The sequence below is a fragment of the Bacteroidetes bacterium SB0662_bin_6 genome (assembly GCA_009839485.1).
Classification (GTDB): domain Bacteria; phylum Bacteroidota; class Rhodothermia; order Rhodothermales; family VXPQ01; genus VXPQ01.
This window is the reverse complement of record VXPQ01000038.1, coordinates 117,194-128,613: the sequence shown is the minus strand read 5'-3', so window position 1 is coordinate 128,613 and position 11,420 is coordinate 117,194. Positions and strand designations below refer to the sequence as shown.

Annotated in this window: 6 protein-coding genes; all 6 read left to right on the top strand. The window is 57.9% G+C overall.

The window, feature by feature from the left end; translation table 11 throughout:
• The first annotated feature begins 4,610 nt into the window (after nt 1-4,610).
• From F4Y00_07390 to F4Y00_07365, 6 genes are read left to right on the top strand one after another with little or no spacing between them, the layout of a single operon-like run.
• Entirely contained in the window at nt 4,611-5,306 is a 696-nt protein-coding gene (locus tag F4Y00_07390) for a hypothetical protein (GenBank protein MYE04776.1), read from the top strand.
• Between the two features lie 10 nt (nt 5,307-5,316).
• The gene (locus tag F4Y00_07385) at nt 5,317-5,700 is read left to right on the top strand and encodes a hypothetical protein (GenBank protein MYE04775.1); all 384 of its coding nucleotides are present in this window, start codon (nt 5,317-5,319) and stop codon (nt 5,698-5,700) included.
• Between the two features lie 14 nt (nt 5,701-5,714).
• Complete coding sequence (locus tag F4Y00_07380; GenBank protein MYE04774.1) at nt 5,715-6,839, top strand: hypothetical protein; 1,125 nt, start codon at nt 5,715-5,717, stop codon at nt 6,837-6,839.
• Between the two features lie 10 nt (nt 6,840-6,849).
• A complete protein-coding gene (locus F4Y00_07375) occupies nt 6,850-7,224 on the top strand; it encodes a hypothetical protein (protein ID MYE04773.1) in 375 nt (124 codons plus the stop codon).
• Between the two features lie 11 nt (nt 7,225-7,235).
• Entirely contained in the window at nt 7,236-8,774 is a 1,539-nt protein-coding gene (locus F4Y00_07370; protein MYE04772.1) for a hypothetical protein, read from the top strand.
• Nucleotides 8,775-8,797: 23 nt separating this feature from the next.
• Nucleotides 8,798-11,383, top strand: a complete 2,586-nt coding sequence (locus F4Y00_07365; GenBank protein ID MYE04771.1) for a hypothetical protein — start codon at nt 8,798-8,800, stop codon at nt 11,381-11,383.
• Nucleotides 11,384-11,420: the final 37 nt, after the last annotated feature.

The following is an 11,420-nucleotide window of genomic DNA, read 5'->3' as shown; positions in this document are numbered from 1 at the left end:
AGGCGATATTGATGAACCGGGCGGATCGGATAAGGCCTACGAATACACGGTGACGCTGTCTGCCGGAGGCGCCGATGTCGCCAGCGCCGACATTACCGTGACGGTTCTGGAGAAGCCGGATATCGTTCCGTGCTCGGATTTTATCGATGGCAGGCATGTGACGGAGATAGTTTATGAGGGGGACGTGGACTTTCAGTTTCCGTTCTGTAATTGGACAGGTGCACCGGGTCCCAATGCCGTCTACAGGTTCGGATGGACAACCAGAGGGAGTACACGGAGCGCCGCACTATCTCTTCTGAGCAATCCGGACACGTACCGACCCTGGTTTCTGGTTCCCGATGAAGTCTCGCAAGATGAAACGTACAGGTATACGCTCACCGTGTCGGCGGACAATGCCGATCCCTTTTCAATGCCCTATACGATCACCGTGCTGAACAAGCTGCCGCTCGCGCTGGTATGTACGCCTCCTGCTCCGGTGTACGAGGGCGCGGAGGACTTCGATCTGGAGTGCGAGGCATCGGGTGCTCCAACGGGTTCCACAATCAAATATGCCTGGGCGCCGCGCGGCGATACGGCGAACACGGACGAGTTAAGCGATCCGGCGATTGCGAAGCCGACGTTCTATGTACCGGATGAGGTGGACAACGACGGAATCTACGAGTACACGCTGACCGCTTCTGCTCAGAATGCGGAAGATGCGGCATCCGACGTTACGGTAACGGTGCTCGACAAGAAGGCGCTGGAAGTGGTGTGCGCCACGCCTTCTCCGGTGTATGAGGGTGCGGCGGACTTGGACCTGGACTGCGTGGCTACGGGGGCTCCCGCAGGTTCCACAATCCAATATGCCTGGACGCCGCGCGGCGGCACGACGAACACAGACCTTCTTATAGGCGATACGGATGGTCCTGCTCCTACCTTCGACGTACCGGAGACAGTGGACGCTGACGAAACGTACGAGTACCTGCTGACGGTCTCGGCAGAGAATGCGATAGACGCCACGGCAGAAGTGACGGTCAGGGTGCTTAAAATCGGATCGATTGTACTCAGTTGCGAATCGCCTCCCCTGGTGTACGAGGGCGGAGAGGACATTCAGTTTGACTGCACGGCATCGTACGGAGGAGTCAACCCGATTACGCCTTCATTTGCGTGGAGTGGTAGCAGGATTGACCTTCTGAACGATTCGAGACTGCTCGATCCCACCTTCTACGTACCGGATGAAGTGGAGAGTAACGAGACCTACGAATACACACTGACGGGATCGGCCGCCAATGCGGACTCTGTTTCGGTGCAAGTTGTGGTGACGGTGCTTAACCGCGGCACGCTGGCCGTTGCTTGTGCGCCTCCTCCTTTGGTGTACGAAGGTTCGGAGGACTTCGATTTGGACTGCACGGCTTCGGGGGCGCCTGCGGGTTCCGAGTACACGTATGCCTGGATGGCGCGGGGCTCGACGGGGAACACGGATCGGCTGATAGCCGGCACAGACAGCCCGACCCCGACGTTTGCCGTGCCGGATGCGCTGGATGCGACGACGAGGTACGAGTACCTGTTGACGGTCAGTGCGGAGAATGCGGAGTCCGGTGCGGCGAGGGTGACGGTGACGGTGCTTAATCAGGGCGCCTTGCATGCGGTATGCGTGGATCCGCCTTCGGTTTACGAAGGCTCGGCGGACTTCGCTCTGGATTGCTCGGTTTCGGGGGCGCCTGTGGGTTCCCATTACAACTACACATGGACGGCCCGGGGGAGTACATTGGACACGGCGCTTCTCTCGGATATGACCCATCTTACCCCGACGTTTCTTGTACCGGATGATGTGCCCGAGACCACTACGTACGAGTACCTGCTGACCGTCTCGGCGGACAATGCGGAATCCGCTACGGCTGAGGTTTCGGTGACGGTGTTGAACCGTGGCGCTTTGAGTGTGGCGTGCATCGATCCTGTTTCGGCGTACGAAGGTGCGCCGGACATTGCATTCGATTGTACGGCTTCGGGGGCGCCGGCGGCGGGCCATTACGCCTACGCATGGACAGCTCGGGGGAATACATCGGACACATCGCTTTTGAGTGCTACAGACGTGGCCTCACCGACGTTCTATGTACCGGATGAGGTGGATGGCGACGAGGCGTACACGTACAGACTTACGGTATCGACATCCGCAGAGAATATAGACCCCGGTGTATTCGACCTTACCGTGAATGTGTACGATAGTGATGATCTTGCCGTCGTCTGCACCGACCGCACGGTCTATGAGGGATCGGCGTCCTTCGGGCTCGAGTGCACCGCATCAGGTGGACCGCCCGGCGTGCTTCGGGAGTGGGACTGGTCTCCGGACACCCATCTGACGGGTCCCCGTATCCGCACCCCCGTCTTTACTGTGCCGGCCGATGTGGAGCAGGATGTGTCTTTCACGTACACGGCAACGGTTACGGCGGGCAGTATGGTTGCCACTGGTGAGTTGACCGTGACAGTGCTCGACAAGCCTGCGCTTGCGGTGACATGCGCGGATCCCGGTTCGGTGTACGAAGGATCGGATGACGTCGCGTTCGACTGCGAGGCCTCGGGGGCGCCTACCGGTTCTGACCACGAATATGCATGGACGGCCCGCGGGGACACGCCGGATACGGCGCTACTTAGCGCAACGGACATAGAGTCCCCCATTTTTTACGTGCCGGATGCTATAGATGTTACGACGACGTACGAATACCTGCTTACGGTCAGCGCGGAGAATGCGGAAGACGGTTCGGCAGAGGTGGCCGTGACGGTGCTCAACCGCATACAGACGCCCGAACCTGAGCCTGTTTCCCCTCCCGAACCTGTTTCGCCTCCAATGGAAGAGCCTTCTCTGGTGTCTTCTTCCTCGGCCGGGGCGCCTTCCGATCCGACGGCTCTTGGCGTAACGATAAGCGTATCGGCTCTTCGTTTCGGGGTACAGTCCTCTGATACAGAGGTGTCGCTCGATCCGATGACCGATGGCATATCAACCTATGTATCGGGACCGTACCATGGGGGCCGCATGACGCTTGCGCCGGGCGGCGGCGAAGTGTTTGATGAGAATGGGGAGATGGACCTCTCTATCGAGCTGGTCTCGCCGGTGGTGCTCAAACGTGCGGATGCTATCGAGGCCGCTTCGCTTGTTCTTGCACCCAACTGGTCGTATGCAGCCTCGTGCGAGCAGCTTTCGTCTCAGACAGTAGGAGGTCTGTATACGGAGGTGACGCTATCGGAGGACGCCTGCCGGCTGCTTCGCTTCGGAGGGGAGTTGGACCTTACGGGTGCGCCTTCGGGGCGGTATGCGGGGAATATGGACCTCATTCTGCGTTCGGGCGAGCGCGAGGAAACACACACTGTGGAAGTGTCGGTGACGGTCGTTCCCGCACAGCGGGTGATTACCATAGGTCCGGGCGGGGTGCGCTTCAGCACATCGCGTGAGCTTCCTGTTGCATTGACCGAGGAGCAGAACCTGAGCATCTACCCCGACGTGGCGTTTTTGACCGGGGAGAAGCCCGACGGGGTGTTCGAGCTGTCGAATCCGTCGCTTGTTCCACTGGAGGTATCGGTGTCGGCCCGTTTCGGGTACACGGAGGCGACGGAGAATGGCCGGGAGGTGGTGATAGAGGATGCATCAGCCTCACGTTTGAGCGATTTGTCCGGGGTGGTGGACATTCATCCGGGGGTGCTGGTTCTGATGCCGGGCGAGAAGGGTCTTGTCCGTTACGGGGTGAAAGAGGAAGCGCATGCAGCGATGGCGGGGAAAGGCTATGCTGCGTTCTTCGACGTAGTGTCCGAGCCTCGTCGCTATGCTCGTACGGATCAAATGCCAGAGGAGGTTGCAGGGGACCGCACGGCTCGTGTGACGATGCGTGTACCGGGAGTGTACGTACCTGGGGAAGGGGCGTCGCAACTACGCGCAACGCTGTTGTCGCTTTCGTTTGCGGGCCCGGTGTCCGCAACGTTTTTGGTAGAGACGCCGGATCATCCGTTTGTGGGTGAGGTAGTGGCGTACGACGGGGACGGTCGCGAGCTGGGCCGCCGCGAGACACTGGTGTACACGCGTAGCCGGGTACGCGTGCCTCTGGATCGTATACCTGAGGAAGGGGCTGTGTTTTTACGTTTTGCTCCTCGGGGATCGGACCGTGTGCCGGAGCCGGTGTTCATTGAGTGGAATGCGCCGCACAGGGATATAGGCGCTGCCGGGGACAAGGGCCGTACAAGGACTCCCGCAACGCTTGTCCGGAAACCCTGATGTGCCGCTCATAGAAGGGTATCGAATGCCCCGTTCATCCATGAAGTTACAATATAATTATAGATGAACCCCATAATGTCACAGCTAAGACACATAAATGCCGTGAAAATCATTTTACATATTGATAATTTGTTTCAAACACTTGCCGTAACGCCGGACGCCCTGTCTCTCGACACGGCTTTCGCCGGGGCGTACATTAGACGCGCGCGAGGGCGCTGCACGTTTGCCGGTCGATTGACAATCATGCCGCCCATAACGTACTTTGCTGAAGGCAAATCGCTATCCGGCAACGACATGTTTTTGTCATCACAATGCACCTGAGAACATGCCCGATTTATTCAAAACATCTTTTGTGATTTCTTCCCGAGCCATGAGACGAATTTTTATCCTTTCGGGCCTGTTGCTTTTGCCTTTTGGGGACGCTCTTGGACAGGACGCAAGGGTGAACCAGCGCGTGCTTCCTGCCGCCGAGGTATATGACCTGGAGTTCATAAGCCGCTTTCTGGAAGACCAGATTATTTTCCCCAACGATCCCGATTATACGCATGCGGCCTTTCTGGATGTCACGGAAGACGGATTCGGTTCGAACGACATCCTTATCCTCTATCCAAGCGAAGAGCATTTTTCGCTGAGCCAGTACTTTCCGGAGGCCATGCTCAATACGCTGGTTTCTTTGAATCTGGAAACGGACTATCGAATCAACACCGTGCGCGACAGAAGCCCCCTGCTGGCTGACGAAGGCGAAGTGGAGGAGGACGCGAAGAAGGCGCTTGCCGGGGCCATATTAGGGTCTCTCCTGCACTACTACCCTGAAGGACCTATGGAAATTCATCTTCTTCAGCGGGGGGAAGACGTCCATATTACCTTCTGGAACTACGAAGAGGACCTTTGGACCTTTGTCCCGCAGGCCACGCAATGCATCCAGCCGGACATACAGGAATCGGATCCGCTGGTGATCATGGTGCACAAGCAACCGGAGGTTTTTTCGTACATCGACAGCGAGGGATGTGTTGTCGTCGAGAGTATGACAAGAGGTGGAAGCATCGCCTCCCGTTCCTGTCAATAACATTTTCGGTATGGAAAAAGACCGTTCCGATCTCCTTCTTTTTATCGACCTGGGGTTTATTCTTCTCGTGGGTTTCCTGATGCTGACCGAGACGATTCCTGAAGTGGATGTGCCGCTTCCCGACGGGCAGCAGGAGGAAAGCGACCCTGTGCCTTTGTATGAGGTTCAGTTTGACGACCGTATGCAATTCCTGGTCCTGCGGTTACCCCAGAGTGAGGCGGCCTGCATTCCCACAAGCCTCGCCACACTGGCGGGATGTCTGGAGCAGGCGTACAGGCAGAACGCGAGAACGATTTTTGTACTTTCCCCGCAAGGCGAAGCTACCGTCCAGCAGTTGGTGTCCATGCTCGACCTGTGTACCCGGCGTGGCTGGCAATGCACCGTCAACAATTAGTTTTCTGTGGTTCCATGGCATTGTCCTGGGCTGAAAAGGAGGAAAGAAAAACGCGCCGCATTTCGTGGTTTGTGTTTGTCGGCATTTCTGCGCTCTTTGCGCTGGTATGCGGCATTGTACCGCTGCCTGACCGGAGTTTTGCCGAGACCACGCTGGAGGCGCTCATGCTGGAAACCCTGGATTTGTCGTCTTTCTTTGAAGAAGTAGACCTGGCGGACGCTGCGGACGAAGTGGTTCCCGAGGAGCCGGGAGAAGATGCGGATGAAATACCCCTTGACCCCGAAATGCCGCCCGACGAACTGCTGGCGGAAGACGTTGAGGCGCTGATGGCCGAGGCGTTCGAGGCCTTTTCCTTTTCCGATGTATCTCTTGAAGACCCGCAGGCCCAAGAGAACAACCGGGAGGTTGTCTCGCTGACGGAGCAGGATCTGACGCCTTTTGCCGACGCGCAATCCGCCTTTGACCCGGGATTGGATCTGGCGCAGGACTTTCTGGACGCCGCCAACAACGCTTCCCGTTCGTCGCGGTCCCTTTCATCGAACCTTATCGGGGAGTCTTTTGCGTCCTTGCGCGGCGAATCAGGCGGCTCCCGCAGTTACACGGGCAACCTGGAGGATCTTTCTTTCACCGATCGGCCTGGCCGGCAAACCATTCGGGCCACCGGGGGAGCGGGAGCGCCGTCGCTCGAGTCCTCGTCCGGATCGGGAGCCCGTATGGATAACCTGATGCTTGGCGAGGGAGATATTTCCGTTCCGTCGGACTCCCTTTTGCAATGGATCATGGCTAATCAGGCCGAACTGGATCCCGGGATCAGGTCACTCTTTTACTTTGCTCCTCCCGCGATCAGCGCCAGAGCGCAAACCACGATCAATGCCGAGCCCTCCGAAATCCAGATGATGTACACCCCCTCCAACAGGGAAATTCGGATCGCTCTGATCAGGGAAAGCGATATTTACTATTTCGTCGACCCCGGATTTCAGCAGCGCGCTCAGTATTTCCAGAAGGGAAACGTGGACCGGGATGATATGCAGCGCGTCGACTTTGTCGAGAGCGAAGATTTTTCTCCCACAAGCCCCGAGGCAAGGGACTTTTTCAGGTTTTTCGTTACCTGGTGGCTGCAGGAACGCCAAAACATGTAGTTGAAAAAAGATGGATGAATCCCTGGTAGACATCGTACTCATTCTGCTGGCCACACTTGTGGCGATCAGCACGGTGCCCACGTTCGAGATAGAACCGCCCATGAGTCAGGAGGCGGAAACCGGGATGCCCCAGCTCCAGCCTCTTCAGGTGGCCATATCGGATAACGGAACGTTTCTCACTCCTGTGAGCGAAGGGCCTCCTGCAGTACTTAACCCGGCCGATTTCTATGCCTTGCTGATGGCGAGTCATCCGGATCGCGTGGTCGAATTCACGGCCGACAGGAATGCTCCCGCATACCTGATGCTCAATGCGAACACCCTTGTGCAAAGAGCCGGAAGACAAGCCGTTTTTCTTGTTCAGGTCGCACCTGGTACATCCCCCTAAGCAGTTTCGTTATGCATCGATTCGCAATACTTACGGTGGCGGGCGCGCTGTGTCTCGCGTTTTTATGGGGATGCGGCTCCTCGAAAGAGGTTGTTACCGAGAGTGAGCCTGTTTCCATGGATCCGGTTTCGCCGCCGCTTCCCGGCGTGGATAGCCTGGTTATTGCGGATGTGCTGAATTCTTTCCACGGCGCCTTTGTGCACGTGCTGGCGGAAACCCGAGCGGAAGAAAATTTTCTGGAAGGACGCGCCTTGTTCGAGCGCATAGACAGCACGCTGCGCCGCATGAACGGGGAGCCGCCTCTGCAGTCGCTGGATGTATCGGGAGACTCTGCGGACGTTGCCCCGGTGGACACGTTGGCGTTTACGGAAGCCCATACGCAGGCTCAACAAACACTCATTCAAGCGGCTCAGGCCCAGGCGCAACAGGACAGCCTGCGCGTTCAGACGCTTCTTGCGGAATCTCAGAGGTTATTTGAAAACGCACTGGCGCTGAATCCGCGGCATGAGGATGCCCGCCACCAGTTGGCTCAGGTGTACAGTGTTCGAGCCCAATGGCTGAGACAAGACGAGGCGTGGGAGGAAGTGCTTACCTTGTTGCGGGGATTACTGGCTCTCCGCGCCGACGATCACGCCCTGTGGGCGGAGGTAGCTGTCGTGCTGGAGAATCTGAATCAATTTCCTGCCAGTGCCCTCACGTGGTTGCAAGCCTCGGAAGTGGTTCTGGACGATTCCCGCCTCGCTTTTGTGCCGGAGACGGAGCGCCCGCCGCCGGACAGCCTTACGCTTTTTACCTATTATGTCCGCTCGTATCATGCGTTTGTTGAAAGCCGGGATGGAGAGGGAGTGCGCCATGCCTTGCCCCTGGCACAGGGGTATACGACCACGTCCGAGCAGGAAGACTATGCCCGCAACGAAATGGACTGGGTCCTGTGGGACCACCACAATTTCGAGAACCGGCTGCTCTATGACAGTTTGCAAACCCTGTTTTCCACCGATCCTCCCGGGGCGCGACAGGGGCTGGCCTGGCTTATTCCCCGCCTGACGCAAACCTCCGCGCGTATCGAGGCGAGTTACAATCATGCCTTACTCTCTTGGGAACACGACGACCAGGATGCCGCTCTGGATACCCTGCAGGTGCTTTGGGGCCTGGCCACGGATAGCACGGAGACCTCCCGAACGCCCTATCCCGAATTCCTGGACGATCTTCGGCAGACGTATGCCACAACGCTCTTCGAACGCGCTCTGGAACATCGTAGCGAGGGAGCTTCCGCATTGGCGTTTACGTATCTGATGCAGGTCACCGAAGTGGAGAGCCAGTATACCGGCAGGGCTTTTGTCGAAGCGTTGCGGCTCGCCCGCTATAATCCGGAACAGGCCCGGTTGCTGGAGCCACGAATCGAGAAGATCTTCGACACGATGCGGTGGGAGGATCAACTTGCCTACCTTACCCTCATGGGTAACCTGTATCGTCGCACGGGGGACACCGAAAAAGTAAGGGGTCTTCTGGATCGTTACAGGGCGCTGCGTGCCGAAAGGTCGGGGCAGTAGTAAAAAACTGATATGTATTTGGGATGCAGTCTGTAAGACATATTTGGCGGCGCCTGGGCGCTTTTATTCCGGTGATATTTGTTGCCGTCTGCTGTCTACCCGACATCGTTTGGGCGCAGGAGACAGAGGAGCCGGAAAGACCCCTTCGTTTTTTACAGGAGACGCCCTGGACGGTAAGTACGCCGGGGGCGCTGTATTCTTCGATGCCGGTCCTGGCCTGGTGGGACTTTGAAGCAGGCAGGTACTACCTGGATATCGCGGATTTTTTCGACCGGCTCGGTTTCAATGTTTCTGCGCGGGATTCGGTGATCGAGGCCAGAGATGCGGGGCGTATATTTACGGTCGATTTTGCAACGGGCCGGGTATTGCAGGACACATCGGAACCTGTGGAGCTTGCCCCCGAAGACTTTTTTGCAAGTGAAGGGCGCTATTATCTTGCGTTGGAGGGTGTGCAGGCGATGTTCACGCCTGCTTCCATGCAGTTCGATACTTCGACGCTGCACATCAGGCTTTCCACGGCGATGGCGCCGCTGGCAAGTGCATTCACCGCCAGGCCGGCCGCTTCCGGCAATCACGCCCACGGTCCTTTACTCTACGGCCGTTCCCGCCAATTTCTGGGCAATACGCATATCAACTACCGCCTGACACGCAGCGACCGGCAGGCCGGTTCGCCCAGTTACAATGGGGGGTTCCAGGTCCATTCGAATGCGTTGGGCGGGCGCCTTGCCGCCGAAGGCGCTCTTTCGATGGTAGAGGGGCAGACAACGACGCGGTTTCGTTCGTTGAACTACCTGCTCGATTTTCCGGATTCCCCTTTGCTCAAGCGCGCGGAGATAGGGCGCATGAGTATGTACGAGTGGCCAGTTCGTACGACCTACGACGGCTTTCGCCTGAGTAACATGCCCCTTTCGACGCGGTACGTTCAACGGGAAGCGGTGGTACGAGGCATTGCCGAACCGGACGCGATCATTGCTGCCTCGGTGGGCGGGGTGCTTGCCGACCGTGTGCGGGCGGACGCGCAGGGGCGCTACACGCTGCGCATCCCTGCCTATTACGGCTCCTCGCAGGCTTTGCTCGAGATTGCTCCCCCCGGAGGCGGTCCCCCTACCACCATAACGCGCCACCTCTTCATCGGGGAGGATCTGCTGCCTCCCGGCGCTTTCTGGTACGATATCCGAGCAGGGGTTGACGACTTTAAAAACCTCCGAACAGGACTTGACGACTTCAACGACATTCAGATAGGACGCGACGGTTTCGGCGACACCTTTTTTGGATTCGGACAGGCCCGCTATGGAATCAACCGGAGTCTCTCTGCAAAGGCCACCTTTATAGGTGTCGACTCGCTCATGGCCAGTACCGTCGGATTGACTCAAAACCTCTGGGGCTTTTTGACAGCAGGCGCCGAACTGGCGCTTCCGATTAATGAAGGGGGCAGTGCTGCGCGGGTCTCTATGCGCATGTCCTTCAACAGGTTGCGCGTGCAGACGGAAGCCGAGTTTTCCGAAGAGTCTCGGCTTTCTTTCTACAAGAGGCGGCTTCAGACGCAGCTCAGCTTCGGTGTTCGGCGTATGAGCCTGTTTCTCAATGCCGCACAGGCCAGAACGTTCAGCGGCGGCGACAACATGAGTGTGAGCGGTTCGACGACGCTGACCCTGCCGCGCAGGACGAGCGCGCTCGTTACGGTCGGCCTTAACCGCAGCCAAAGCGCTCTTTCCTCGGAATCTGTTCGCATGCACTGGAAGGCCACGCTGACACGAGCAGCCTCCTTCAAGGGGTTGCGCGGACGCTTCGGCCTGCAGGCTGACGGAGGAGTGCAGGAGCAAGCGGATTTTGCGGGGGCGACATTCTACGCCTACTACAAAAAGGTGTCTCTTGGTCTGCGTGCCGGCTACGATCTTGCCTACGACAACATGCAAGCCTCCGTCACGTTGCGTCTGGATGCTCCGTGGGTAAGCGTCAATAACCATTCGTCGATAGAATCGGGTAATCCTTACCACAGACAGAGCTTCTACGGCTCGATGGAATTGGGGCGGCCCATGCGCTTCAGCCGGCAGGCCCACATGCGCAGCAGCGCCCTCCTGCAAGCGTACTACGATGTGGATCGGGATGGCCGCAGAGACCCGGAAGAATCTTTGGTGGAAGGGCTCGACATCAAGGTTGTCAAAGCCCGTGTCCAGCGAGTGGATGCAAGCGTCGTGCGTGCGGATTTTCTGGCGCCCAGTACGGCGTATCAGGTCGTTATCGATCCGGCGTCCGTTCCCGATCCTGCGCTGCAACTGCCTACGGGTACGACGTTCAGTTTTATGTCAGACCCCGGATCGACCAAGCGCGTAAATATTCCCGTACACAGAAACACCATCGTGCAGGGAGTCATCGAGGATTTGCCGCTGAGTTCTCCCACGCAGGCCAGCGTCATTTTCTTCCAGGGAAATGAAGAGGTTCTTAGCTCCGAAGTATCCCAGGAGGGCGCCTTCTCGGTCCTTCTGCCGCCAGGCGTGTATCGCCTTGAACTCAGGGACGTGCTTGGTCAGGAGGACCTCCGGGCCTTTGCCCGGGATATCGAAGTGCAAGAGGAAGCTGTGCAGGACATACTTGTAAGGCCTTTTTGAGATGCACGCCGCAGTACGTAGTTTCTATCGCTTGCTC

Excerpts from the sequence above, each read along its gene's own strand:
- F4Y00_07390 (MYE04776.1), top strand. The coding sequence starts at position 4,611 with ATGAGACGAATTTTTATCCTTTCGGGCCTGTTGCTTTTGCCTTTTGGG.
- F4Y00_07385 (MYE04775.1), top strand. The coding sequence starts at position 5,317 with ATGGAAAAAGACCGTTCCGATCTCCTTCTTTTTATCGACCTGGGGTTT.
- F4Y00_07380 (MYE04774.1), top strand. The coding sequence starts at position 5,715 with ATGGCATTGTCCTGGGCTGAAAAGGAGGAAAGAAAAACGCGCCGCATT.
- F4Y00_07375 (MYE04773.1), top strand. The coding sequence starts at position 6,850 with ATGGATGAATCCCTGGTAGACATCGTACTCATTCTGCTGGCCACACTT.
- F4Y00_07370 (MYE04772.1), top strand. The coding sequence starts at position 7,236 with ATGCATCGATTCGCAATACTTACGGTGGCGGGCGCGCTGTGTCTCGCG.
- F4Y00_07365 (MYE04771.1), top strand. The coding sequence starts at position 8,798 with ATGCAGTCTGTAAGACATATTTGGCGGCGCCTGGGCGCTTTTATTCCG.